Origin of the sequence: Delftia acidovorans SPH-1 (assembly GCF_000018665.1) — a bacterium.
GTDB classification, from domain to species: Bacteria; Pseudomonadota; Gammaproteobacteria; order Burkholderiales; family Burkholderiaceae_C; genus Comamonas; species Comamonas acidovorans.
Genome location: NC_010002.1, coordinates 5,879,135 through 5,904,447, shown reverse-complemented (window position 1 = coordinate 5,904,447; position 25,313 = coordinate 5,879,135). Strand labels below are relative to the sequence as shown.

The 25,313-nt window shown below is 68.6% G+C and carries 16 protein-coding genes; 11 read left to right on the top strand and 5 right to left on the bottom strand.

Features of this window, described 5'->3' with window-relative positions:
- Window positions 1-147: 147 nt before the first annotated feature.
- Window positions 148-981, top strand: a complete 834-nt coding sequence (locus DACI_RS26905) for a ZIP family metal transporter (RefSeq protein WP_012207121.1) — start codon at window positions 148-150, stop codon at window positions 979-981.
- Window positions 982-1,009: 28 nt separating this feature from the next.
- Here DACI_RS26905 and DACI_RS26900 read toward each other — a convergent pair whose 3' ends face one another.
- Both DACI_RS26900 and DACI_RS26895 read right to left on the bottom strand, forming a co-directional pair.
- On the bottom strand, window positions 1,010-1,672 hold the full coding sequence (locus DACI_RS26900; RefSeq protein WP_012207120.1) for a response regulator: 663 nt from the start codon (window positions 1,670-1,672) through the stop codon (window positions 1,010-1,012).
- The gene (locus tag DACI_RS26895; protein ID WP_012207119.1) at window positions 1,669-3,081 is read right to left on the bottom strand and encodes a cache domain-containing protein; all 1,413 of its coding nucleotides are present in this window, start codon (window positions 3,079-3,081) and stop codon (window positions 1,669-1,671) included. The genes DACI_RS26900 and DACI_RS26895 overlap by 4 nt, the downstream gene beginning before the upstream one ends.
- A gap of 646 nt (window positions 3,082-3,727) precedes the next feature.
- On the opposite strand from DACI_RS26895, the gene DACI_RS26890 reads away from it, so the two are divergent.
- Together DACI_RS26890 and DACI_RS26885 are read left to right on the top strand one after the other, a co-directional pair.
- Window positions 3,728-4,198 (top strand): Rid family detoxifying hydrolase, encoded by a 471-nt coding sequence (locus DACI_RS26890; RefSeq protein WP_012207118.1) that lies wholly within the window; start codon window positions 3,728-3,730, stop codon window positions 4,196-4,198.
- 27 nt (window positions 4,199-4,225) lie between these two features.
- A complete protein-coding gene (locus tag DACI_RS26885) occupies window positions 4,226-5,713 on the top strand; it encodes an aminotransferase class V-fold PLP-dependent enzyme (protein WP_012207117.1) in 1,488 nt (495 codons plus the stop codon).
- Window positions 5,714-5,883: 170 nt separating this feature from the next.
- On the opposite strand, the gene DACI_RS26880 is transcribed toward DACI_RS26885, so the two are convergent.
- Both DACI_RS26880 and DACI_RS26875 read right to left on the bottom strand, forming a co-directional pair.
- Window positions 5,884-6,645, bottom strand: coding sequence for a LytR/AlgR family response regulator transcription factor (locus tag DACI_RS26880; RefSeq protein WP_012207116.1), 762 nt, complete (start codon window positions 6,643-6,645; stop codon window positions 5,884-5,886).
- Window positions 6,626-7,720, bottom strand: coding sequence for a sensor histidine kinase (locus tag DACI_RS26875; protein ID WP_012207115.1), 1,095 nt, complete (start codon window positions 7,718-7,720; stop codon window positions 6,626-6,628). Before DACI_RS26875 ends, DACI_RS26880 begins: the two co-directional genes overlap by 20 nt.
- Before the next feature lie 263 nt (window positions 7,721-7,983).
- On the opposite strand from DACI_RS26875, the gene argH reads away from it, so the two are divergent.
- From argH to DACI_RS26860, 3 genes are read left to right on the top strand one after another with little or no spacing between them, the layout of a single operon-like run.
- Window positions 7,984-9,465, top strand: a complete 1,482-nt coding sequence (gene argH / locus DACI_RS26870; RefSeq protein ID WP_012207114.1) for an argininosuccinate lyase — start codon at window positions 7,984-7,986, stop codon at window positions 9,463-9,465.
- A gap of 24 nt (window positions 9,466-9,489) precedes the next feature.
- A complete protein-coding gene (locus DACI_RS26865; protein ID WP_012207113.1) occupies window positions 9,490-10,488 on the top strand; it encodes a Bug family tripartite tricarboxylate transporter substrate binding protein in 999 nt (332 codons plus the stop codon).
- Window positions 10,489-10,509: 21 nt separating this feature from the next.
- On the top strand, window positions 10,510-12,000 hold the full coding sequence (locus DACI_RS26860) for a rhomboid family intramembrane serine protease (RefSeq protein WP_012207112.1): 1,491 nt from the start codon (window positions 10,510-10,512) through the stop codon (window positions 11,998-12,000).
- On the opposite strand, the gene DACI_RS26855 is transcribed toward DACI_RS26860, so the two are convergent.
- Window positions 12,001-13,326, bottom strand: a complete 1,326-nt coding sequence (locus DACI_RS26855; RefSeq protein WP_012207111.1) for a tetratricopeptide repeat protein — start codon at window positions 13,324-13,326, stop codon at window positions 12,001-12,003.
- Between the two features lie 420 nt (window positions 13,327-13,746).
- Between DACI_RS26855 and DACI_RS26850 the strand changes: the two genes are divergently transcribed.
- The 5 genes from DACI_RS26850 (at window position 13,747) to DACI_RS26830 (ending at window position 25,313) form a co-directional block, all read left to right on the top strand.
- Complete coding sequence (locus DACI_RS26850) at window positions 13,747-19,809, top strand: alpha-2-macroglobulin family protein (protein WP_043782733.1); 6,063 nt, start codon at window positions 13,747-13,749, stop codon at window positions 19,807-19,809.
- 88 nt (window positions 19,810-19,897) lie between these two features.
- A complete protein-coding gene (locus tag DACI_RS26845; protein WP_012207109.1) occupies window positions 19,898-20,425 on the top strand; it encodes a DUF2867 domain-containing protein in 528 nt (175 codons plus the stop codon).
- A 219-nt stretch (window positions 20,426-20,644) separates the two neighbouring features.
- Window positions 20,645-22,741 carry a BCCT family transporter gene (locus DACI_RS26840; RefSeq protein WP_012207108.1) on the top strand — a complete coding sequence of 699 codons (2,097 nt, stop codon included), beginning with the start codon at window positions 20,645-20,647 and terminating at the stop codon, window positions 22,739-22,741.
- Window positions 22,742-22,836: 95 nt separating this feature from the next.
- The gene (locus DACI_RS26835) at window positions 22,837-23,781 is read left to right on the top strand and encodes a helix-turn-helix domain-containing protein (protein WP_012207107.1); all 945 of its coding nucleotides are present in this window, start codon (window positions 22,837-22,839) and stop codon (window positions 23,779-23,781) included.
- A 131-nt stretch (window positions 23,782-23,912) separates the two neighbouring features.
- A complete protein-coding gene (locus tag DACI_RS26830; protein ID WP_012207106.1) occupies window positions 23,913-25,313 on the top strand; it encodes an amidase in 1,401 nt (466 codons plus the stop codon).

Sequence of the window (25,313 nt, the reverse complement as noted above, 5' to 3'; positions counted from 1 at the left end):
AGCTTCTGTAGGCTGAAACCGAGGGCACCCGACACCGTGGCCTGCTTCCTTCATGGGATCGCAGGCCACGGCTGCGATGGGGCCTGTCTTTCTGCGAGAATTCGCGGGTTTCGCCTGCAAGGGCATACGGTTGAAGCACAAATCGCTATGACATTGGTAGCAATCATTCTGGCCACCCTGGCCGCCGGTATTGGCAGCGTCTGGGTGGCCGCGTTGTTGATGGGGCTGGGAGGCAATCGCGCGCCGGGCATGATGCCGCAGCGGCTGTTGAGCCTGGCGGCGGGCGCGCTGCTGGCCACGGCCTTCATGCACCTCTTGCCCGAGGCCTTTGAGAGCGAGGCAGGCGCGCATGACCTGTTCGTGACGCTGCTGGTGGGCCTGGTGTTCTTTTTCCTGCTGTCCAAGGCCGAGCTGTGGCACCACGGGCATGAGCACGGGGCGCCGCCGGCCCATGAGCACGATCACCACGAACATCACGATCACCAGGGCCACGCCCATGACCATTCCCATGACCACCATCACGGCCACCGCCACGGCGGCTGGGCGGTGCTGACCGGCGACAGCGTGCACTGCTTTGGCGATGGCGTGCTGATCGCCTCCGCCTTCATGGCCGACATGCGCCTGGGGCTGATCGCGGCGGTGTCGGTGCTGGCCCACGAGGTGCCGCACCACATGGGCGACATCGTGGTGCTGCGCCAGTCCAGCTCCAACCGGCGCGTGGCGCTGATCAAGGTGTCCATGGCCGGGGCCGTGACCACGCTGGGCGGCATTGGCGGCTATTTCCTGGTGGGACAGCTGCAGGAACTGCTGCCGTACTTCCTGGCCGTGGCCTCCAGCAGCTTCATCTACGTGGCGCTGGCTGACCTGATTCCCCAGCTGCAAAAGCGCCTGAGCGCGCGCGAGACCGTGGCCCAGGTGGGCTGGCTGATGCTGGGCATCGTGCTGGTCACCGTGGTCAGCCGCGCGGCGCACGCGCACTGAGGCTGATGTTGAGGCTGAGGCGCGGGTCCTAGCCTGCGCGGGCCTCCTGGGGTGCCGGCCCCAGCAGGTCGGCGTAATCCACCGCGTACTTGATGAAGGCCGCATGGCCGTCGATGCGCAGCTTGCGGCGCAGGTGCAGGCGGTGGGTTTCCACGGTGCGCACCGAGGTGCCCATGAGCGCGGCGATTTCCTTGTTGGAGCGGCCCTCCGAGATCCACTGCAGCACGCTGGCCTCGCGCGGCGTGAGGGCGCGCCGGGGCCCGGACGCGCTGCCGTCTTCTTCGGCCACGGGCTGCAGGCCGGGGCTGAAATACAGGCCGCCGGCGTAGACCCGGTCTATGGCCTCGATGAGCTGCTGCGCAGGCGCGTCCTTGAGCACATAGCCGCGCGCGCCCAGCGCCACGGCGCGGCGCACGTATTCGGGATCCTCATGCATGGACAGCACCAGCACGCGCACCAGGGGGAACTGATCGCGGAACAGCGCGGCCAGGTCGATGCCGCTGGCGCCCGGCATGCGGATGTCGGTGACCACCAGGTCGGGCGACAGCTGGCGGGCCAGCGGCAGGGCCTGGTCCACGCTGGCGGCCTCGCCCACCACACGGATATGGTCCGTGGCCTGCAGGCGCATGGACACGCCGTCGCGCACGAGAGGGTGGTCGTCCACCAGGAGGATGCGGATCATGGGGTTCATGCAGCGGCCCGTGGGAGTTCGAATTCCGGTGAGGGAGACAGCGGCATGCCGCCATCGCGGTAGAGCACGGCGACCAGCCGGGTGCCCCGGCGCCCCGAACTGATGGACAGGTGGCCGCCCAGGCCTTCGATGCGCTCGCGCATGTTGCGCAGGCCGATGCCGCCCTGGCGGTCGCGCTGCACGCGGCGCATGTCGAAGCCCTGGCCGTCGTCGCTGACCTGCAGCACCACGCGGCGGCGCTGAAAGTGCAGGCTGACATCGATGCGCGTGGCCTGGGCATGGTTTTGCGCATTCGTCACGGCCTCCTGGGCCACGCGGAACAGGGCCGTGGCATGGCTGGGCGGCAGAAAGCGCGTCTCGCCGCGGCAGCCGAACTGCATGCGCAGGCCGTCCTCGGCCTGCATTTGCTGGCTCATCAGCGCCAGGGCCGGGGCCAGGCCCAGGTCGTCCAGCAGGGCGGGGCGCAGGCCGTGGGAGACACGCCGTATCTCCACCAGCGCGTGGTTGAGCTGCTCCAGGCCCTGGTCCACCATGCGCTGGGCCGTGGCCGGGTCCTGCGCGGCCAGCCGCCTGAGCTGTGCCTGGGCCGTCTCCAGCAGGAACTTGGAGGAGACCAGCACCTGCACCACGCCGTCATGCAGGTCGCGCGCCACGCGCGTGCGTTCCTCTTCCTGCGAATGCACCACGCGCTGGGCCAGCCGCTGCAGCTTGTTGCTGGACACGCGGTGATCGCTGAGATTGAAGACCAGTCCCGCCACGCCGATGAGCACGATGCACAGCGCCGCAATGCCGAAGATGCGCCAGCGCGTGGCCGCGATGTTGGCCTGGGCGCTTTCGTCGATCTGGCGCAGCGCCTGCTCCACATCGTCCAGGTACAGGCCCGTGCCCAGCGACCAGCCCCATTCGGGCACCGTGGCCACGTAGGCGAGCTTGGCCTCGGTACGCAGCGATGACGGTTTTTGCCACTGGTAGCGCACCAGGCCGCCGCCGCTGCGCGCGGCGTCCAGGATGATCCTGGCGGGTCCTGCGCCGCCGGGGCTGTTGGGATCGCACAGGTCCACGCCCGACAGGCCCATCTGGCGCGCATCCAGCAGCACGTTGCCGTGTTCGTCGTAGACAAAGAAGTAGCCGTCCTCGCCGAACTGCATGCGCGACAGCATCTCCAGCGCCTGGCGCCGCTGCACGGATTGCTCCTCGCCGCTGGACTTGATGCGCGTCAGCGCCGTGGTCGCCAGCTGGACGTAGTGGCGCAGCTCCGTCTCCTTGCTGTGCAGGTAGGCGGTCTCGACCAGTTCCCTTTCCTGGTGGGCCAGCTCCAGGGTCTGGTGCTGCACGGTCGCCGCGACCAGGCCCAGGGCGAGCGCGATGGCGGCAATCGACAGAAGTGCAAGTTTCAGCGGAAGTTGCATGGGAGCCTGTGTGGGGTGCACCGACGATCTTTTCCGCCCAGTGGCCGGGCCTTGTCAACAGGGCTTGCGCGCATGCCGCCAGCGCCAGGGCGGCGGCCTTTGAATGGCAGGCGCTGTATTTTCCAATGGCCTGCGCGCCCGTATATCCACACGGATTCACGCGCGCGTGAAAAGGCGTTTGAATATCCCAAGGGAAACACCATGAAAAATGGTTTTTGGGCACGAAACAATATCCCATGGATACTGGAAATCCGAGATGCATTTTCTTGGTGCGTACTCCCCTTTTTGGGGTTTTGGATAATCGTTTTGCCGTATTGTGGTGCGCCGTCCCTCTGATGCCTGATGTGCTGCTTGTTGTTGAGCAGATTCCGTGCCAAACCATTGTTTTCAAAGAATGTTGAAGGGCTGCGTAGCACTGCGTGGGTCCGTGTGCGTAGTGGTGCGTAGGGGAAAATTCATTATCGAATGCTCCAGATCCCTGCCTAGAATTTCTCCGTGAAATCACGAATTCGAATCATTTTGTATCGATGATTCAGGTCACCTCTGAGGACTGGGTTAATGGTGACAAAGTGTTTCCATAACGCCAATGCAGTAATGCGTGGCACGGCAGTGGCAGCTTGTATTTTTGTTTGAGAAGGGCAATACCATGGATATTCGAACGAACCTGGGGCGCATGGCGCTGGCATGCGGGGTGGCGGTGACGGCGGCGGCGCTGGTGGGTTGCGCTGCGCCCAACAAGCGCGAGGTGCTGTCCACCACGCAGATCTACCCGGCCATCGGCCCGTACTCGCAGATGGTGGCGCATGGCAACACCATCTACTTCTCGGGCGTGCTGCCGCTGAACGCACAGGGCACGGCCATCCAGGGCGCCACCATCGAAGAGCAGACGCGCGCCGTGCTCGACCACATCGGCGCCAAGCTCAAGTCCCAGGGACTGGGCTACGAGGATGTGCTCTCGACCTCGGTCTTCATGAAGGACCTCAACGAGTTCGCCGCCATGAACAAGGTCTATGGCGAGTACTTCAAGACCGGCGCCCCCGCTCGGGCCACGGTGGAAGTGGCGCGCCTGCCGCGCGATGTGAAGATCGAAATCTCGGCCATCGTCGGCCGCCGCTGACCGCTTGCGCAACGACAGGAGGACCGCATGAACGCACGACACCCCCAGATCGCGGCCGAGCAGGCCACATCCCTGACCGCCACTGCGGCCGCCGGCGAATCCGGCTATCCCGCGCGCTGGACTTCCAAGCGCCGCGACTTCCTGCGCATGCTGGGCTACGGCACCGGCGCCGCCACGCTGGGCCCGCTGCTGGCCGCCTGCGGCAGCGGCAACGCCCAGACCTCGGCGGCCGCGCTGCGCGAGCAGCTCATGCGCGACGAGGCCTTCTGGACCGACGTGCAGAGCATGTTCATCCTCAAGCCCGAGAAGACCTACATGAACATCGGCACGGCCGGCTCCATGCCCAAGCTGGTGCTCGACGTGTTCGATACCGAAAACCGCAAGAAGGCCGCCGACTCGGGCAACGGCTACAGCAACCTGCTGGACCTGCGCAAGCAGGTGGCGCCGGGCTTTGGCGTGGATGCCGACGAACTGGCCTTCTCGGCCAACACCTCCTCGGGCATGTGCCATGCCATCCTGGGCATCGACTGGCAGCGTGGCGACGTGGTGGTCACCACCAACCACGAGCACGGCGGCGGCGACACGCCGCTGAAGATCGCCCAGGACCGCTACGGCATCGAGGTCTCGCGCATTGCGCTGCCCGTGGGCAACAACCAGACGGCGGCCACCTACGTGAACCTGTTCGACGAGCGCATCCGCGCGCTCAAGGCCCAGGGCAAGCGCGTGCGCGCCATGATGTGGTCCTCTCCCACCTACAAGACCGGCACCATGCTGCCCATTGCCGACCTGATGGGCGTGGTCAAGGCGCATGGCCTGATCAGCATCGTGGACGGCGCCCACCTGCCGGGCATGATGGCCTACAACTATGCGGAGCTGGGCATGGACTTCATGTCCGGCGCGGGCCACAAGTGGCAGTGCGGCCCGGGCTCGACGGGCATCCTCATCATCCGCAACAAGATGCGCGCCTCCAACCCGCTGCCCCTGCCCAAGTGGTACCCGGTGCACACCAGCGCCTACCCGGCGCTGGAGCGCACGACCACGGCCAAGGAGACCTACGACATCGCCGCCTCGGTCACCTCCTGCGGCAGCGTGCACACGCCCATGTTCATGGCGCTGGCCCAGGCCTGCGCGCAGTGGGACAGCATCGGCCGCAAGAAGATCGAGACCTATGACCTGACGCTGTCGTCCTACCTCAAGGAAAAGATCGTCGAGCGCTGGGGCGTGGACTCGCTGTACTCGCCCAAGGACGATCCCAAGCTGCTGTCGGCGCTGACCTGCTTCAACCCGTTCCAGAACAAGGACGACGTGATGAACGGGACCAAGTCATCGACCTTCGTGGCGCGCATGCTCAGCGACTATCCGCAGGGCTTCGTGATCCGCAACTCCAACTTCCCCGTGATCGGCGCGGCGGCAGACCACTACGGCGTGCGCGTCTCCACGCACCTGTGGCATGACGCGCGGGACGTCGATCTGCTGGTGGATGCGATGTGGGATCTGTCTAGAAAGATGGCTTGACCCCCTGAGCCGCTTCGCGGCTTCCCCCTTCTCGCTTCGCGGAGGGGGATGACACCCTCGGTGCGGGGCGGCGCGGCCGGCATAGGCCCTTCCTCGGTGTCTCTGAGGTGGGCCGCGCTTGTTTTGGGGCGTGCTTTCTGGCGCAGAGCGCTGTCCTCAGCCTTTCATCGTCAGCCGGGCTGTCCTTCGTCGCGGATGGCAGCGCGGACCTGGGGGAGCTGGCGGCGGGAGACCATGAGCAGTTCGGGGATGCCGTGCAGGCGCAGGGCCCAGCCTTCGCCTTCGGTGGGGTCGTCGTGGCGTTCCAGGGCGCGCAGGGCGCTGCGGGCCACCAGCGCGTTGCGGTGCACGCGCAGCAGGTGGTCGGCGTGGCGGGTTTCCAGGTCGGCCAGGGCGCCGTCGAGGATGTAGCTGCGGCCCACGGTGCGCACGGTCACGTATTTCTGTTCGGCCTTGAGGTAGAGCACTTCGGACAGGGGCAGGCGCACGGTGGTGCCCCGGTCCTGTATCAGCAGCACGGGGCCGCTGTCGCGCTCGGCCGTCTGGTGCACCGCCGTGCGTGCGGCCTTGGCCAGGGCCTGCTGCAGGCGCTCGCGGCGCACGGGCTTGGTCAGGTAGTCGGCAGCGTCCAGGTCGAAGGCCTCGACCGCATGGCCGGCATGGGCGGTGACGAAGACCACGGCAGGCGGCAGCGGCAGGCGGCGCAGTGCGTGCGCCAGGGCCAGGCCGTCCTGGCCCGGCATGTGGATGTCCAGCAGCGCCAGTTCCACGGCGCGCGGGCCCGGCGCCTGCAGCACGGCCATGGCCTGGCGCGCGTCTGCCGCTTCACTGACCTGGTGCGGGCCGGTGCCCGTGCAGGCTTCCACATCGGCCAGCAGGGTGCGCAGTCGCGCGCGGGCCAGGGCTTCGTCGTCAACGATCAGGATGTGCATGGTGCTTCTTCTTCGATAGAGCCTTCGTGGGTTGGCTGGCAGGCGCAGCCAGCGGCAGGCTGATGCGCACCACGAAATGGCCCTTGAGCGTGCGCGCCGTGAGGTGGGCCTGCAGGTCGTGCAGCAGCGACAGCCGGGCGCGCACATTGGCCAGCGCAATGCCGTTGCCGCGCGTGCCAGCTGCGCTGGCGGAATCGATCTCGGTGGGCAGGGTGTTGGTGATGCGCACCTCCACCAGATCGCCACGGCGCTCGGTGCGCACCTGCAGCTTGCCGCCGTGTGCGCTGGGCTCCACGCCATGGCGTATGGCGTTTTCCACCAGCGGCTGCAGCAGCAGCGGCGGCAGCAGGGCGCCGTGGGCGGCAGGGTCCAGTTGCCAGCGCACCTGCAGCCGTTCGCCGAAGCGCACCTGCTCGATGGCCAGGTAGCGCTGGGCCAGCTCGATCTCCTCGGCCAGCGTGGTCGTGCTGTGCGGCTCGGCCAGCGCGTAGCGGAACAGGTCGCTGAGGTCTTCCAGCAGGGCCTCGGCCTTGGCGGGCTCGGCACGCACCAGGGCGATGGCGCTGTTGAGCGTGTTGAACAGGAAATGCGGGCGTATGCGCGACTGCAGCTCGGCCAGCCGCGCCTGCGTGTCGGCGGGGGTGTGGCCGCGTGCGCGCAGCACCAGGGCGGCCACCAGCAGGGCCGCCAGCAGTCCGCCGGACATGGCGCTGGCCAGCCAGGGGGCGCTGTTGCCACCGGCCAGTTGCAGCATGGCGCAGGCATACAGCCCGGCCGCCATGCCCAGCAGCACGCCGGCTGCGTACTGCCCGGTGGACGGCAGGCGCTGCAGCGGATGCTTGAGCAGGCAGGCCGCCACCAGCCAGACCAGGGTGCCGGGCAGGCTGGCGCCGGTCAGCAGGGCCATGTTCTCCAGCCACTGCAGGGGCGAGTCGGCGCCGAACATCGCAGCCGTGGCCGCCACGGCCTGCACGAAGAGCACGGCGCGCAGCACCACGCCGACGTTGCAGGCGTCGAAGACCAGCGCCGCAGGCAGGGGCGGCGGGGCAGCGGAGGTGGATGGCTGGGGCGGCAAGGGGCGGGTGATGGGGTGTTGTGGCGAAAATGCGGCGGAGTTCGTCGGGCGTTCGTCGGAAATTGGCGGAAACGGGCGGAAATGGGCGCAATGGCTCCGCGCCGCATGCCCGGATTATGGTCATGCCGGGCCGGCCTGCACAGCCGCTGGCCGGCCCCTGCACGGGCGTGGCGCCGCCCAGGTCGATAGAATCTTCGCTTCCTGCCCGCGCGGGGGCGTGCCGCCCGCCGCCAGCACCGCCTAATCGAAGATCGCGTCCTCACATGTCTGCCAATCAACCAACGTCCGCCTCGCACAACCAGCTCGACACCAAGGCCCAGGCCTGGTCCGCTCTCTTTGAAGAGCCGATGAGCGATCTGGTCAAGCGCTATACCTCCAGCGTGTTCTTCGACAAGCGCCTGTGGCAGGCCGACATCACGGGCAGCCTGGCGCATGCCGAGATGCTGGCGGCCCAGGGCATCATCGCCGCCGCCGACCACGAGTCCATCCGCAAGGGCATGGCGCAGATCACGCAGGAAATCGAGTCCGGCCAGTTCGAGTGGAAGCTCGACCTGGAAGACGTGCACCTGAACATCGAGGCCCGCCTGACCCAGCTGGTCGGCGACGCCGGCAAGCGCCTGCACACGGGCCGCAGCCGCAACGACCAGGTGGCCACCGACGTGCGCCTGTGGCTGCGCGGCGAGATCGACCTCATCGAAGGCCTGCTGGGCGAGCTGCAGCTGTCCCTGGTCGAAGTGGCCGAGAAGAACGTGGACGTGATCCTGCCCGGCTTCACCCACCTGCAGGTGGCCCAGCCCGTGAGCTTTGCCCACCACCTGCTGGCCTATGTGGAAATGTTCAAGCGCGACGCCGAGCGCATGCTGGATCTGCGCCGCCGCGTCAACGTGCTGCCGCTGGGCAGCGCCGCCCTGGCCGGCACCACCTACCCGCTGGACCGCGAGCGCGTGGCCCGCACCCTGGGCATGGAAGGCGTCTGCCAGAACTCGCTGGACGGCGTCAGCGACCGCGACTTCGCCATCGAATTCACCTCGGCCGCCAGCCTGTGCATGGTGCACGTGAGCCGCCTGTCCGAAGAGCTGATCATCTGGATGAGCCAGAACTTCGGCTTCATCCGCATCGCCGACCGCTTCACCACGGGCTCGTCGATCATGCCGCAGAAGAAGAACCCCGACGTGCCCGAGCTGGCACGCGGCAAGACCGGCCGCGTGGTCGGCCACCTGATGGGCCTGATCACCCTGATGAAGGGCCAGCCCCTGGCCTACAACAAGGACAACCAGGAAGACAAGGAGCCGCTGTTCGACACGGTGGACACCCTGAAGGACACGCTGCGCATCTTCGCCGAGATGATCGGCGGCCAGGCCGACCCGGCCACGGGCGGCAAGAAGGGCGGCATCACCGTCAACGCCGAAGCCATGCGCGCCGCCGCGCTCAAGGGCTACGCCACGGCCACCGACCTGGCCGACTACCTGGTCAAGAAGGGCCTGCCCTTCCGCGATGCGCACGAGACCGTGGCCCATGCCGTCAAGCTGGCCTCGCAAAAGGGCGTGGACCTGACCGAGCTGCCGCTGGCCGAACTGCAGGCCTTCAACCCCGGCATCGAGGCCGATGTCTTCGAGGCGCTCAGCCTCGAAGGCTCGCTCAATGCGCGCAACACCCTGGGCGGCACGGCGCCGGCCCAGGTGCGCAAGCAGCTCGCAGGCCACCAGGCGCGCTTGAATGCACGCCTGAACGCACGCCTGGGCTGATCCCCCGTTCGCCGGAGCCGCGCCATGACATCCTCCCGCCGCCAACTGCTGACCGGGGCGCTGCGCGCCGCCGGCGCAGTGACTGCCGTTGCCGCCTCGTCGGCCCTGGCTCCGCTGGCCTGGGCACAGCCCGGGCAGGTCATCCGCATCCTGGTGGGCTTTCCGCCGGGCGGCGGCACGGATGCCATCGCACGCCTGCTGGCCGACCGGCTCAAGGACGTGCTGGGCACCACGGTGCTGGTGGACAACCGCCCCGGCGCGGGCGGGCAGATCGCGGCGCAGCAACTCAAGGCGGCTGCGGCCGACGGTCATACCCTGTTCCTCACGCATGACCACACCATCTCCATCCTGCCCCAGGTGGTGAAGAAGCCGGGTTTCGACCCTGGCCATGACTTCGTTCCCGTGGCCGGCTTTGCCACCTTCGTGAACGCGCTGGCGGTCTCCGCCAACACGCCGGCGCGCAACCTTGCCGAGTATGTGGAGTGGGTGCGCCAGGGCGCAAAGCGCGGCAGCATCGGCATACCCGCGCCCGCGTCCACGCCGGAATTCCTGGTCAGGCTGCTGGGCGAGCACTACAGGCTGGACCTGGTGGCCGCGCCCTACCGGGGCAGCGCGCCCATGCTGGCCGACATGCTGGGCAACCAGATTCCGGCCGGCATCGCCTCGGTGCAGGACTTCATGGAAAACCACAAGGCCGGCAAGCTGCGCGTGATCGGCGTGCTGGGCACGCGCCGCCAGGCCACCATGCCCGAAGTGCCCACGCTGGCCGAGCAGGGCGTCAAGGGCTTCGAGGACACGCCCTACTACGGCATCTACGCGCCGCGCGGCACGCCCCAGGCCTTCATCGACCGCTTCTCCGCCGCAGTGGCCACCGTGCTCAAACAGCCCGATGTGCACGAGCAGCTCACCGCCCTGGGCCTGACCGTGGGCCACATGCCGCCCGCGCAACTGGCCGAGCGCGAGCAGGCCTATACCCAGGTCTGGAAACGCATCATCCAGACCAGCGGCTTCCAGCCGCAGTAAGCGCGCGTCCAGCGGTCCCGCATGTTCTACGCGATTCCGCTGGAGGACCGGCCCCGCTGGAGCAATCCGCCGTGGATGACGCTGCTGATCATCCTCGTGAACGTGCTGGTGTTCTTCGGGCCCCAGCGCTCCGAAGAGCGCGCCCAGCAGGCGGCGGCGCAGTTCTATGCCGCCAGCGCGCTGCCGGGCATCGAGTTGCCGCGCTTTGTGGACTGGCTGCAGCGCACGGATTCGCCCATTGCCAAGCAGGCGAAGGTGCTGCAGAAAAAGGGCCTGGTCGAGCCGCTGCTGCAGCGCATGGAGCAGGAGCCCGCCTTCCTGGCGCTGCTGCGCAGCGGGCAGATCGTGCCCGAAAGCGATCCCCTGCACGAGCGTTGGCAGACCGACCGCAGCCGCTACGAGGCGTTGCAGCCGGAACCTTTCACCACGCGCTGGGCCAAAAACTATGCCCTGGACGCGCCGATGCGCCCGGTGACCTGGATCACCGCAGCGTTCCTGCATGTCGACACCAGCCACCTGGTGGGCAATATGCTGTTTCTCTTCATGTTCGGCTTCTCGGTCGAGTTGATGCTGGGGCGCGGCACCTATCTGTTGTTTTATCTGCTGGGCGCCGTGGGTGGCTCGGTGCTTTCGGGTTGGGCCTATGCAGGCACAGGCAGTTACGGCTTGGGCGCCTCGGGCGCCGTGGCCGCCCTGATGGGCATGTACGCCGTCATGTACCGGCTGCGGCGTGTCCGTTTCTTCTATCAGCTGTTTTTTTATTTCAACTACGTCACTGCGCCCGCCTTGATCCTGCTGCCAGCCTGGATCGCCAATGAAGTGCTGCAGCATTTTTTCAGTGGCCAGAGCGCTGGCTACATGGCCCACCTGGGCGGCCTGCTCACGGGCGCGACCCTGATGGCCCTGCATCTGCGCCGCAAGCCACGGGCGGCGTTGGCGGGCTGCCATTCGGCGCCGGACGATGGCTTCGACGCACATGTCGCCAACGCGCGACGCCTGGGCCAGGCGCTGGACATGGAGGGCGCCCTGCGCGCCTGGCGCGCCGCAGCCCAGCTGCGGCCTGCCGACACCGAGGTGCTGCGCGCCTGGTTTGCCGCAGCCCGCTATGCGCCTGCCAGCGAGGACTTCCACCGTGCGGCCCGGCGCATCTTCAGGCTGCCGGCCCGTGATGCCGCCACCCTGGCCTGGCAGCACGCCAGCTACCGCATCTACCTGGACCTGGCCCGCCCAGGCGCCAGAATCGCGCCCGAGGACATGGCCAGGCTGGTGCGCCGCTTCACGCGTGCCCGTGCGTTCGACGATGCCGAGAAGCTGTGCCGCGCGCTGCTGCAGGCAGCACCCGGCCAGCCGGGCCTGGGCGAGACGCTGTGCCTGCTGGTCAACGGCCTGCTGCAGCAGGGGCTGGCACAGCGCGCCCGCGCCTGGCTGCCACAACTGCAGCGCTGGGCGCCCGATGAGGCCGTGACCCGGCTGTTGCTCGACGGGCAGGCCCGGTCCCAGGCCACGGCGTGATCAGTGCGGGGCCGGGCGCGGGTCCGGTCCCTGTTCCGGTTCCGGGTCACGCAGCAGCCACCGCACCTCCTGCGTGGCCTCGCTGTCGGGATGGCGCGCCTGCAGCGTGGCCAGGATGCCCTGGGCCATGTCCCGGCGCCCGAAGCCCTGCAGCATCAGGCGCGCCGCCAGTTCATAGGCATGGGGCACGGCGGCATGGCCCTTGAAGCGTTTGTCGAAGCCCGAGATCAGGGTCAGCGTCGCCTGTGCATCGCCCGCGCGCCAGGTGCTGCGCGCCAGGGCCAGTGTCTGGTCGGCATCGTCCAGCGCAAAGCTCGCTTCCTTGGCGCGGCAGGCCTGGAACACCTTGAGCGCCTCGGCGGTCTGGCCCTGGCGCAGCAGCAGGGCGATGAAGCGCCGGCCGTGGTCCAGCAGCGTGGCCGTCTTGTCCGACAGCAGCAGCAAGCGGTGGTAGCGGCGCTGGGCATGCGTGTCGTCGGGGTGGGTGCGCTGGTCCTCGTAGGCCAGGCCCAGCGCGGCGGCCAGGTCGCCAGCGGCCACGTGCTCGGCCACGTCCTCGTCCAGCTGCTGGCGGGCGATCTGTTCGGGCGTGCGCGCAGGCGCCCCGTCGGGTCCGTTGTCTGCCTGGGGCGCGGCGTCGATGCCCAGAGCCTCATGGTGCTGGTACATCACATAGCCCAGCAGGCTGGCCATGACCCAGCCGAAATAGATCATGGCGAAGTTGAACAGCGGCAGCAGGATCAGCCCGCTGAACAGCGGCAGCAGCAGCGACATGGCGATCTGCGCACCGCTGCTCAACAGGAACAGAAAAAAGCACAGCAGCGCATAGGGCTTGCCGATGATGCGCACCGTGTCCAGGATCAGCAGCGGATTGAGTGCGGAGAAAAAGCCCGTCGTCTGCACCAGCACGATGATGCTGGCCGGCAGCAAAAAGGACAGCAGCAGCAGGGCCAGCTGCGCCATGCCCAGGCTCACCCGCGCACACCATCCGACGATGATGCCGTGCACCACCAAAATGGCGAACAGCTTCCAGGGCAGATGGGTCCAGTCCGGGTCCAGGTGGCGAGGATAGTCCGCAGCGCGCGATATGCCCTGCGAACCCAGCGCTGCCACCTTGAAACCATAGCGGCTGGCGGCCAGCAGGATACCGATCTGCACCAGCCCGATGGCCAGGGGTGCGGGCAGGAAGAACAGCGCCTTGAACAGCAGGCTGCCCAGCGACAGCAGCAGCGCATAGCCCAGCGGCTGTGACTGCAACGGAAAGGCGAAGAACTGGTTGATCCGGTGCCAGAACGGCTGAGGCACGGCAACGTGGTTCGGCTTCATGGACGGACTCTCTCCCTGTGTTGTATCCGCGCAGTATAGGCAGCACGCTGTATGTAGTCTGACGGGGCCTGTGGTGGGAGGTGAGCCCTGTGATTGCATGGATATGACGTGTTGATGCGCCGATGTCTTACAGATGGATACACCGCAGACCCGGTTCCGGGCACCCGCCGCAGGGCCTGCAGCGGATGCGGGCCGGTATCATCCCGCGCAGTGGTTTTCAGCCGCAGCGGATGCGGCCCTGCATTCGGTGCATGCGGGCGACAGGCCTGCGCCTTGTTCCAGCCCTTGCCGCCGAGCCCTGCCTGCAGCGCAGGGTTTTTCATTTGCAGCGTGTCATGCGGACAGCTCGCGTCGCAGTGCTGAAAGCCTGCTCATTCCAAGAAAACAGCGGGCCATCTGAGCCCGACAGAAGGGATTGCCATGGGGGTGCTTCGCACGAAAGCGATCAGTGGGTTGCAGGGGGCTCCGGCGCACAGCCGGCCCTGGAGCCGGTGGGGGTTGGGGCTGCTGCTGGGATCGGTGGCGCTGACGGCGCAGGCCGTGGGCGTGCGCCAGTTCAGCCCGCAGGGAGAGGTGGCCAAGGTCGAGCAGGTGGTGGTGCAGTTCGATGGCACGGCCGTGCGCTTTGGCGACCCCAAGGCGGCCGCGCCGGTCACGCTCAGCTGCAGCGATGCGGCGGCCACCCAGGGCACGGGCCGCTGGAACAGCGACCGCGAATGGGTGTTCGACTTCAAGCAGGCCCTGCCGCCGGGCGTGCGCTGCACGGCCCAGCTGGTGGCCGGCTACAAGTCGCCTGCGGGCACGGCCGTGACGGGCGCTGCCAGCTACCAGTTCCAGACCGGCGGCCCGGCCGTGCTGGACATGGCGCCCGACACCTATGAACAGATCGACGAGGAGCAGTACTTCGCGCTGCGCCTGTCGGGCCCGGCCACCGTGCAAAGCCTGCAGCAGCACATGTGGTGCACGGCCGAAGGCGTGGGCGAGCGCATTCCCGTGCGCCTGATCGAAGGCAAGGAGCGCGACGAGCTGCTCAAGCACCGCGGCTGGGACAAGGCCGCCGCCAAGAACCCGCTGCAGTACGCCACGCTGGCCTGCAACCGCCGCCTGACGGCGGGCACGACCATGAAGCTGGTTTTTGGCGCCGGCATCGCCACGCCCAATGGCGTGGCCAGCCGCCAGGACAAGCGCTTCGAGTACCGCGTGCGCGAGCCCTTCGCGGCCGAGTTCAGCTGCGAGCGCGAGAACGCCCAGGCCGCCTGCCTGCCGATCCGCCCCATGCGCCTGAGCTTCAATGCCCCCGTGCCGCGCAAGCTGGCCGAGGGCATTCGCCTGAGCAGCGGCGCCTCCAAGGTGGCGCCCGTGATCGACGGCGAATACGGCGAAAAGCTCAGCGAGGATTCGCTGGTGCAGAACCTGAGCTTCCCGGCCACCATGCAGGCCCAGGCGCGCTACACGGTGGAGCTGCCTCCGCAGTTCAAGGACGCGGCAGGCCGCAGCCTGAGCAATGCCGACATGTTCCCGCTGCAGGTGGCCACGGGCGCGCTGCCGCCGCTGGCCAAGTTCGCGGCCTCGCCCTTCGGCATCGTCGAGCGCTATGCCGAAGGCCCGGACGGCCCGGCCCTGCTGCCCGTGACGCTGCGCAATGTGGAGTCCGAGCTGGCCACCAAGTCCCTGGATGCCAGCCGCGTGAGCACCAAGCAGCCCGGCAGCGATGCCGAGATCATCGCCTGGATGCGCCGCGTGGCCGACTACGAGTCCTCCGACATGGACCGCAAGCGCGCCTCGCGCGACATCAAGGGCCCGCTGCCGCCCGTGATCGACAACGAAAACCGCGACTATGTGCAGACGCGCATGCTGTCGCTGCTGGCCGGCCAGGGCGACGTCAAGACGCTGGAGCTGCCCAAGCCCGTCAAGGGCGATCCGCGCCCCTTCGAGGTGGTGGGCATTCCGCTCACGCCGGGCTTTCACGTGGTCGAGATCGCCTCGCCGCTGCTGGGCCAGTCGCTGCTCGATGAGCGCTACGGCTCGGCACGCAGCATGTATGTGCGCACCTCCGCCCTGGTGACCAATTTGTCCGTGCACTTCAAGCTCGGCCGCGAGAACGCGGCCGCCTGGGTGACCACGCTGGACAAGGGCCAGGTCGTGGCCAATGCCAGGATCCAGGTCTCCGACTGCAATGGCAAGGTGCTGACCTCGGCCACCACCGATGCCAGCGGCGTGGCGCGCCTGGACGGCCTGTCGCCCGAGCCGCCCCAGTGCACGGGCGGTGTCGGCTACCGCTCGCCGGCCTACTTCGTCAGCGCACGCGCCCAGGGCAAGGACGGCCAGCAGGAGCTGGCCTTCACCTGGAGCGACTGGCAGCGCGGCATCGAGTCCTGGCGCTTCAACGTGCCCACCAGCCGCAGCGCCCAGCGCGACGAGGTGGCCCACACCATCTTCGACCGCACGCTGCTGCGCGCCGGCGAGACCGTGTCCATGAAGCACCTGATGCGCACCCAGACCGGCATCGGCCAGGGGCAGGGCGGCTTTGCGCTGCCCGAGCAGCGGCCCACGCAACTGGTCATCACCCATGAAGGCAGCGGCCAGCAGTACACGCAGCCGCTGCAGTGGCGTTCCACGGGCACGGGCGGCCTGAGTGCGGAAAACAGCTTCTCCGTGCCCAAGGGTGCCAAGCTCGGCTCGTATTCCGTGGAGCTGCGCGGCGATGGCAACGGCTCGCGCGGGCGCAACAACCGCTTCGGCACGGGCAGCTTCCGTGTCGAGGAATTCCGCCTGCCCGTGCTCGAAGGCCGTGTGGGCCCCGAAGGCAAGCAGGCCCTGGTCGGCGTCTCCAGCCTGCCGGTGCAGGTGCAGGTGAACTACGTCTCCGGCGGCCCGGCCGCCAACCTGCCGGTGCGCGTGTCCGCCCTGGTGCGCTCCACCTGGATGGACCGCAGCGACTGGCAGGGCTTCAGCTTCTCGGCACCGCGCAGCGCCCAGGACACGGGCCAGAGCGATGACGAGGAGGCCACGGCCTCACAGGACAGCAAGGTGGTGGCCGACAAGCTGCCCGTGACGCTGGACCGTGAAGGACTGGGCAAGCTCAAGATCGAGAACCTGCCCAAGCTGCGCGAGCCGCGCGAGCTGCTGATCGAGGCCACCTATGCCGATCCCAACGGCGAGGTGCAGACCCTGCGCAGCACGCAGATGCTGTGGCCCGCGGCCATCGTGGCCGGCGTGCGCGCCGAAAGCTGGATCACCACGGGCCGCAAGCTGCAGTTCCAGGCGCTGGCCCTGGGCGTGGACGGCAAGCCCCAGGCCGGCGTGCCGGTCAAGGTCGAGGCCATCTCCCGCGTCACCACCAGCAGCCGCAAGCGCCTGGTGGGGGGCTTTTACAGCTACGACAACCAGACCACGCTCAAGTCCATGGGCACGGTGTGCACGGGCAACAGCGATGCCCAGGGCATGGTGCAGTGCGAGGCCCAGCTGTCGCAGCCCGGCGAGGTCGAGCTGATCGTCACCGCCTCCGACAAGGACGGCCGGCCCGCCCAGGCTGCCTCCAGCGTCTGGGTCACGCGCCAGGGCGAACTGTGGTTCGGCGGCGAGGACCATGACCGCATGGACGTGCTGCCCGAAAAGCGCAGCTACGAGCCCGGCGAGACCGCGCGCTTCCAGGTGCGCATGCCCTTCCGCTACGCGACGGCCCTGGTCGCCGTGGAACGCGAAGGCATCGTCAGCACCCAGGTCATGCAGCTCAATGGCCAGAACCCCACCGTGGAGCTGAAGGTCCAGCCCGACTGGGGCCCCAACGTCTACGTGAGCGTGCTGGCCCTGCGCGGGCGACTGCGCGAGGTGCCCTGGTACAGCTTCTTCACCTGGGGCTTCAAGGCGCCGCGCGAGTGGTGGAACGCCTTCTGGCACGAGGGCAAGGAGTACATCGCGCCCACGGCCCTGGTCGATCTGTCCAAGCCCGCTTACCGCCTGGGCATGGCCGAGATCCGCGTGGGCACCAAGGCCCATCGCATCGACGTCAAGGTCACGGCCGACCAGGCCAGCTACCAGGTGCGCGGCACCGCCAAGGTCACCATCAGCGCCACGCTGCCCGACGGCAAGCCCGCCGCTGGCGCCGAGGTGGCGCTGGCGGTCGTGGACCAGGCCCTGCTGGAGCTCATGCCCAACACCAGCTGGCAGCTGGCCGACGCGATGCTGCGCCGCCGCGAGTGGGGCGTGCAGACCTCGACCGCGCAGATGGAGGTGATCGGCAGGCGCCACTACGGCCGCAAGGCCGTGGCCGCTGGCGGCGGCGGTGGCCGCAGCCAGACGCGCGAGCTGTTCGAGACGCTGCTGCTGTGGAATCCGAGTGTGGTGCTCGATGCCCAGGGCAAGGCCCAGGTCAGCGTGCCGCTCAACGACTCGCTGACCACCTTCCAGGTGGTGGCGGTGGCCGACCATGGCGTGTCGATGTTCGGCACGGGCCAGGCGCCCATCCGCACGGCCCAGGACCTGCAGATCATCAGCGGCCTGCCGCCGCTGGTGCGCGAGGAGGACCAGTTCCGTGCCATGGTCACGCTGCGCAACACCTCGGCCAAGGCCATGAAGGTGCAGGTCACGCCGCGTGCCACGCTGCTGGAGCTGGCAGCGCAGACCGTGGAGATTCCCGCGGGCGAGGCGCGCGAGGTGGCCTGGAACGTCACGGCGCCGGCCCAGCTGGGCCAGACGCGCGCCGAGGCGCTGATCTGGGAGATCGAGGCCCGCGACACCGCAGGCGGCGACAAGCCGGCCAGCGACAGGCTGAAGGTCAGCCAGCGCATCATCCCGGCCGTGCCGCTGACGGTGCAGCAGGGCACGCTGATGCAGGTCGATGGCAGCATCAACCTGCCCGTGCAGCTGCCGGCCGATGCACTGTCCGGCCGGGGCGGCCTGCGCATGTCGCTGGCGCCCAAGCTGGCCGAAGGCCTGCCCGGCGTGCGCGACTGGTGGGCGCGCTATCCCTACAGCTGCCTGGAGCAGGTCACCAGCAAGGCCGTGGGCATGAGCGACGCCACGCTGTGGCAGTCCACGATGGGCCAGCTGCCCAGCTACCTGGACGGCGACGGCCTGGCCAGCTACTTCCCGCTGGCAGGCGACGGGTCGGGCCGTGCGGCTCGCGGCAGCGATACGCTGACGGCCCACCTGCTCAACCTCTCGGCACTGGCGCAGGGCGTGGACAAGCGCTTCGTGCTGCCGGCGGCCGAGCGCGAGCGCATGGAAAACGGTCTGATCGCCTTCGTCGAAGGCCGCATCCAGCGCAGCTTCTGGAGCCCGCGCAAGGATCTGGACATGCGCAAGCTGGCCGCCATCCAGGCGCTGGCGCTGACGGGCCGCGCCAATCCGCGCATGCTCGACAGCATCACCATCGCGCCCAACGACTGGCCCACGCATGCCGTCATCGACTGGGTGGCCCTGCTCAAGCACATGCGCGAGCTGCCCCAGCGCGAACAGCAGCTGGCCCAGGCCCAGCAGATCCTGCGCGCCCGCCTGAGCTACCAGGGCACGCGCGTGGCCTTCAGCAACGAGCAGGACGACCAGTGGTGGTGGCTGATGCAGGGCCCCGAGGTCAACCTGGCCCGCCTGATGCTGGTCAACATGGACGACCCGACGTGGAAGGAAGAGCTGCCGCGCCTGGCCAACGGCTTCATCTCGCGCCAGAGCAACGGCGCCTGGGGCACGACCACGGCCAACCTGTGGGGGGCGCTGGCACTGCAGCGCTTCTCGCAGCAGTTCGAGGCCACGCCCGTGACGGGCGCCACCCAGGCGGCTTTGGGCGCGTCCCAGGCCCGCGTGGAGTGGAGCCAGGTCACGCGCATGCGCGCCAGCGACACCGAGGGCGCGGCCCACCAGGCGTCCAGCTTCGGCGCGACCACGGTGGTCGGCGGCCTGCGCAACAACACCATGTTCCTGCCCTGGAGCGCGGTGGGTGATGCCCGCAAGGGCCAGCTGACGGTGACCCAGCAGGGCACCGGCAAGCCCTGGCTCACGCTGCAGTCCGTGGCGGCCGTGCAGCTCAAGGCGCCGTTCAGCGCCGGCTACACCGTCACGCGCACGGTCAAGCCCGTGGAGCAGGCCGACAAGAGCCTGCCCGCAGGCCAGTACTCGCGCGGCGACGTGCTGCGCGTCACGCTGGAGGTGCAGGCCCGCACCGACATGACCTGGGTGGCCATCACCGACCCCGTGCCCACGGGCGCCACCATCCTGGGCGGCGGTCTGGGGCGCGACTCGGAGATCGCCTCGGGCGGCGAGCGCGCGGAAGGCGCGGGCTGGCTGGCTTATGAAGAGCGCAGCTTTGAGGCCTACCGCGCCTACTACCAGTACCTGCCCAAGGGCAATACGCGCGTGGAGTACACCGTGCGGCTGAACAATGCCGGCGACTTCGCGCTGCCGCCCACGCGGGTGGAGGCGCTGTATGCGCCCGAGATGTTCGGCGAGGTTCCCAACGCCCGCATCAAGGTGAGCGACAAGCGCTGATGCAGCGTTGATGGCGCCCTGACAAGGGGGCGGCCCTGCGGCCTATGATGGCTGCAGGACCGCCCCCTTTTTTCATCACCTCCGCTCCATGGCACAAGTCATCCTCTCTCCGGTTCCCGCGGGCAGCGCCCTGCAGGACCGCCTCAAGACCGCCTATTTCCACGACAGCTACCAGCTGCAATTGCCGGACGACGGCAGCAGCCCCATGGCGCTGTACCTGCGCTGCATGGGCCGCACGCCGGGCTGGATCGACTTTCTGATGCGCCTGCGCAACCGCGTGGTGGCGCCCTTCGGCATCAAGGACCTGGGCACGCTCAGCGGCGTCGATGCGCAGCGCCAGCCATCGAGCTACCGCGTGGGCGACCGCGCCGGCATCTTCCGTGTCCATGCCCTGAGCGACAGCGAAGTGGTGCTGGGCGACAGCGACAGGCATCTGGACGTGCAGGTCTCCCTCATGAAGCTGCCCCGGCCCGAGGGCCTGTCGTCGGCCACCTTCACCGTGGCCATGTCCACCGTGGTCCATGTGCACAACGCGCTGGGCCGCATCTACATGCTGGGCGTGACGCCGGCCCACCGCGTCATCGCCCCGGCCGTTGTGGCCAAGCTGGCGTCCTGAACCAGCCAGGCCTGATCTGGTCCGAGGTCGGTACGTCAGCAAAACGGAAGCATTCAGGGCCTGCGTCCGACGCGACCAGACGCGGCGAATCACGATACTTGCGGCCTTTGCCCGGCGGACATCCCCCGAGCAGGGAACGCGGCCCGCCCCACAAGGGCAGGGCCGCCACCATTGCGAATCGGTTCCCGGGCACACCATTGATCACAAGAGAGAGGGTATATGCCAGACACGACCACCGATCCCCGACCGGCGCCACCTGCGCCGCCAGTGGCTGCGCCACCGGATGCGCCGCAGGCGGCCACGCCATCGCCAGCCGAGCCTGCACCGCGCATCACGTTCTCCGGCCCCGTCGTCATTCCTTCCTTGCTGGTTCTGGGCCTGCTGCTGCTGTACTGCGGCTTCATGCCCGACAGTGCCGACCGGCTGTTCTCCAGCGCCCAGGCCTGGGTGGTGGGGCACATGGACTGGTTCTATGCCGTCTCGGTCACGCTGTTCCTGGTCTTTCTGATCTTCGTCGCGTCCAGCCGTTTCGGTGATATCCGCCTGGGTCCCGATGATGCTGAGCCCGAGTTCAGCTTCATCTCCTGGACCGCCATGCTGTTCGCCGCCGGCATGGGCATCGGCCTGATGTACTTCGGCGTGGGCGAGCCGCTGCAGCATTTCCTCAAGCCGCCCACGGCCGTGCCTTCCACGCCGGCTGCCGCGCGCGAGGCGCTGCAGTCCACCTTCTTCCACTGGGGCTTCCATGCCTGGGCCGTCTACGGGACCATGGGCCTGGTGCTGGCGTACTTCGGCTTTCGCTACAACCTGCCGCTGACCATGCGCTCGGGCCTGTACCCGCTGCTGGGCAAGCGCATCAACGGCCCCATCGGCCACAGCGTGGATGCCTTCGCGCTGGTGGGCACCATCGCGGGTATCGCCACCACGCTGGGCTACGGCGCGCTGCAGCTGGCCGCCGGCCTGCACACCCTCACGGGCTGGGACACCTCTGCGGCGGCTTTCCGCATCGCGGTCATCGTCATCGTGGTCTGCCTGGCCGGGCTGTCGGCCGTCTCGGGCCTGGACAAGGGCGTGCGCCGCCTGAGCGAGTTCAACCTCGTGCTGGCCTTCATCCTGCTGGCCTTCGTCATCGTGGCCGGGCCCACGGTCTTCCTGTTCGAGGCGCTGAGCGAGAACATCGGCAACTACGTGTCTGGCCTGGTCCAGCTGTCGTTCCGCACCTTCGCCTACGAGCCGCCCAGCCAGGAAGGCTGGTTCGGCGGCTGGACCATCCTCTACTGGGCCTGGTGGATCTCCTGGTCGCCCTTCGTGGGCATGTTCATCGCGCGCATCTCGCGCGGGCGCACCATCCGCCAGTTCGTGACCGGCGTGCTGCTGGTGCCCACGGCCTTCAACCTGCTGTGGATGACGGCCTTCGGCAACAGCGCCATCTGGATAGACACCCACGTGGCCATGGGCGCGTTGGGGCAGACGGCCTCGAACGTGGATGCGCTGCTGTTCCGCTTCTTCGAGTACCTGCCCTGGTTCAAGCCCGTGGCTTGGCTCACCATCGTGCTGATCGCGGTGTTCTTCGTCACCTCGGCGGACTCCGGGGCCTTCGTGGTGGACAACATCGCCTCGCGCGGCCATGCGCGTTCGCCGGTCTGGCAGCGGCTGTTCTGGGCTGCCGTGCTGGGCGTGACGGCCATGGTGCTGATGCTGGCCGGCGGCCTCAAGGCGCTGCAGGCCATGACCCTGGTGGCGGCCCTGCCCGTGGCGGTCATCATGCTGGCGCTGTGCTACGGGCTGTGGCGCGGGCTGCAGGCCGACCGCGCGCACTTCTCGCCCGACCTGGCTCCGGCCACCAGCTTCTGGAGCGGCCAGCACTGGCGCAAGCGCCTGGAGCAGATCGTGCACCAGCCCTCGCGCGCCGATGTGCGCAGGTTCCTGGCCGGCGTGGTGCTGCCCGCCATGAACGAGGTGGCCGCCGAGATGCAAAGGCGCGGTGTTGAGGCCGTGGTCACCGAGGACCTGGATGGCGAGGGCGCCTTGCGCCTGACCGTGCCCGATCCCTCGCTGCGCGACTTCGTCTACGGCGTGCGCGCCACGCGCCGCACGGTGCCCACCTTCCTGGTGAGCGAGGCGGCCAGCGAGCAGGAGCGCCGCCATGTCTACGAGCCCATCACCTTCTTCGAGGATGGGCGCCTGGGCCACGACATCCAGTACCTGCGAAGCGAGGAAGTCATCGCCGACATCCTGCGCCACTACGAGCGCTACCTGTCGCTGAGCGCCGACAAGCGCACGCATCTGCTGAACCGGGCTCCGGGCCACAGCTGAGCCGTGCTGCGCAGTGCCGCCGTCGCGGCACCCCGGGCCTTTGGGTAAACACCGGGGTGCCAGCCGGCGGCCGCCTGCGGATACTGGGCGCTGCCATGCAGCTCGAATACTCTACCCATTCGCAGGAGCCACGCCATCGTTTCGACTACTGGCACGAGGTGGTCTGCCGCCACTGCATCCCGGCCGACAGCCACCGCGCGCAGGGGGACGCCGCAGGTCCCGGCGGCTTCGGGGCCACGCTGTCCGTGCGGTCCCTGGGACTGCTGGAGATCAGTGCCATGTCGGCGCCCAGCCACCGCTGGGTGCGCAACGCAGCCCACCTGCGCCTGCATGCCCGCGACGAGCTGTGGCTGGGCTATCTGCTCCAGGGCCAGGCCGAGGTGCGCCAGGGCGGGCAAGTGGCCCGGCTGAGTGCGGGCAATCTGGTGCTTTATGACGCTTCGCAGCCTTTCGAATTCTCGGTGGCGCCCCGCGATATCCTGCTGATGCGCATTCCGCGCAGCGAATTGTTGAATCGCTTTGCCCGTGCACCCTTGCACGCGGGCCGGGTGCTGCATGGCCATGCCCCGGCCGTGGCGCCGCTGCGGGCCATGCTCGGCGAGGCCATCGCCATGCCGCCTGCGCCGCACGGTGATGCCTTGGCGCAGCGCTTCGGCATGGCGCTGCTCGACGTGCTGGCCCTGGCGCTGGAGATGCAGGAAATGGCCGTGCAGCCCCGCGCGGAAAGGGACCTGCATGGCCGCATCCAGGCGTTCATCCAGGACAACCTGGGCTCGCCCGAGCTGTCGCTGCAATGGCTGGCGCAGCAGCACAACGTCTCGCCGCGTACCGTGACACGGGCCTTTGCGCGGCGCAACCAGACGCCCATGGGCCTGGTATGGCAGCTGCGGCTGCAGGCCAGCCGCCAGGCCCTGATGCAGGGGCGCTGCTCCAGCGTGACCGAGGCGGCCTTCGCGCATGGATTCTCCGATGCGGCGCACTTCAGCCGAGCCTTTCGCAAAGCGTTCGGCTGCACGCCCCGCAGCCTGCTGGCCGCCTGAGCAAGGTCGCTGACCCTCACGAACAAGCGTCGGTGCCGCCGGCTCCCTAGCATGGGCCTGCCGTGCGTCCCGTGCGGCTTTTCCAGTGCAACAACGGTGGCGCCCCGGAGCCGGGCGCCGGGAGACATGCCATGAACGACAGCGAACTGCACCATCTCGAACTGCTGGAGGTGGGGCGTGAGATCCAGTCCCGCCGCATTTCCTCGGAAGAGGTGACCCGCCACATGCTGGCGCGCATCGAGGCCGTGGACGCGCGGCTGCACAGCTACGTGACGGTGATGGCGCAGCAGGCGCTGGAGGACGCCCGCCGCGCCGACGCGGAGATCGCGCAGGGCCGCCGCCGTGGTGCGCTGCACGGCGTGCCGCTGGCGCTCAAGGACCTGCTGTGGACCCGGGGTGTCCCCACCACGCATGGAATGACGCTGCACCGCGAGCATCGCCCCACGGAAGATGCCACCGTGGTGCGCAGGCTGCGCGAGGCCGGCGCCGTCATCCTGGGCAAGCTGCAGCAGACCGAAGGCGCCTTTGCCGACCACCATCCCGAGATCACTGCCCCCGTCAACCCCTGGGGAGCCCAGCTGTGGCCCGGGGCCTCGTCCAGCGGCTCGGGCGTGGCCACGGCGGCGGGGCTGTGCTTCGGATCGCTGGGCACGGACACCGGGGGCTCCATCCGCTTTCCATCGGCCGCCAACGGCATCACGGGGCTCAAGCCCACCTGGGGCAGGGTGAGCCGCCACGGCGCCTTCGAATTGGCCGCGTCCCTGGACCACATAGGCCCGATGGCGCGCAGTGCCGCCGATGCCGCAGCCATGCTTGCGGCCATCGCCGGGGCGGACCCGCTGGACCCTACGGCCAGCCAGTGCAGCGTGCCCGACTATCTGGCCATGATGACGCGCGGATTCTCCGGCCTGCGCCTGGGTATGGACCGGCAATGGGCACTGGACGGCGTGGATGCCCCCTCCCGCCAGGCGGTGGAGCAGGCCCTGGCGGTGGCGCAGCGCCTGGGGGCCAGCGTGCAGGAAGTCCGCTTTCCCGATGCCACCCAGGCGGTGCAGGACTGGCCGGCGCTGTGCGCGGTGGAGACCGCCGTGGCGCACGGCGCCACGTTCCCTGCACGGCGCGAGGCCTATGGCCCCGGGCTCGCCGGGCTGATCGACCTGGGGCTGGGCCTGTCCGCCACCGACTACCAGCGGCTGCTGCTGCGCCGCGCGGACTTCACGGGCCGGGTGCGCGCACTCTTCGCGCAGGTGGACCTGCTGCTGGTTCCCGCCACGGCCTTTGCGGCCCCCACGCTGCAACGCATGGCGCATTTCGGCTCCGATGCCGAGCTGTTCTCGGGCATGCTGCGCTACACATGCCCCTTCGACCTGACGGGCAGCCCCACGATCACGCTGCCCGGAGGACGCACTCCTGAGGGCGCGCCCGTGGCCTTCCAGTTCGTGGCCCCCGACTTCCGCGAAGACCTGCTGGTGCGCGCGGGCTGGGCGTTCCAGCAGGCCACGGACTGGCACAGACAGCACCCTGCTGCCTGA

What these genes read in the sequence shown, in the direction of transcription:
- argH (WP_012207114.1), top strand. Translation starts at nt 7,984, where the DNA reads ATGTCTGCCAATCAACCAACGTCCGCCTCGCACAACCAGCTCGACACC.
- DACI_RS26865 (WP_012207113.1), top strand. Translation starts at nt 9,490, where the DNA reads ATGACATCCTCCCGCCGCCAACTGCTGACCGGGGCGCTGCGCGCCGCC.
- DACI_RS26900 (WP_012207120.1), bottom strand. Translation starts at nt 1,672, where the DNA reads ATGAACCCCATGATCCGCATCCTCCTGGTGGACGACCACCCTCTCGTG.
- DACI_RS26885 (WP_012207117.1), top strand. Translation starts at nt 4,226, where the DNA reads ATGAACGCACGACACCCCCAGATCGCGGCCGAGCAGGCCACATCCCTG.
- DACI_RS26850 (WP_043782733.1), top strand. Translation starts at nt 13,747, where the DNA reads ATGGGGGTGCTTCGCACGAAAGCGATCAGTGGGTTGCAGGGGGCTCCG.
- DACI_RS26860 (WP_012207112.1), top strand. Translation starts at nt 10,510, where the DNA reads ATGTTCTACGCGATTCCGCTGGAGGACCGGCCCCGCTGGAGCAATCCG.
- DACI_RS26835 (WP_012207107.1), top strand. Translation starts at nt 22,837, where the DNA reads ATGCAGCTCGAATACTCTACCCATTCGCAGGAGCCACGCCATCGTTTC.
- DACI_RS26905 (WP_012207121.1), top strand. Translation starts at nt 148, where the DNA reads ATGACATTGGTAGCAATCATTCTGGCCACCCTGGCCGCCGGTATTGGC.
- DACI_RS26880 (WP_012207116.1), bottom strand. Translation starts at nt 6,645, where the DNA reads ATGCACATCCTGATCGTTGACGACGAAGCCCTGGCCCGCGCGCGACTG.
- DACI_RS26895 (WP_012207119.1), bottom strand. Translation starts at nt 3,081, where the DNA reads ATGCAACTTCCGCTGAAACTTGCACTTCTGTCGATTGCCGCCATCGCG.
- DACI_RS26840 (WP_012207108.1), top strand. Translation starts at nt 20,645, where the DNA reads ATGCCAGACACGACCACCGATCCCCGACCGGCGCCACCTGCGCCGCCA.
- DACI_RS26845 (WP_012207109.1), top strand. Translation starts at nt 19,898, where the DNA reads ATGGCACAAGTCATCCTCTCTCCGGTTCCCGCGGGCAGCGCCCTGCAG.
- DACI_RS26855 (WP_012207111.1), bottom strand. Translation starts at nt 13,326, where the DNA reads ATGAAGCCGAACCACGTTGCCGTGCCTCAGCCGTTCTGGCACCGGATC.
- DACI_RS26890 (WP_012207118.1), top strand. Translation starts at nt 3,728, where the DNA reads ATGGATATTCGAACGAACCTGGGGCGCATGGCGCTGGCATGCGGGGTG.
- DACI_RS26830 (WP_012207106.1), top strand. Translation starts at nt 23,913, where the DNA reads ATGAACGACAGCGAACTGCACCATCTCGAACTGCTGGAGGTGGGGCGT.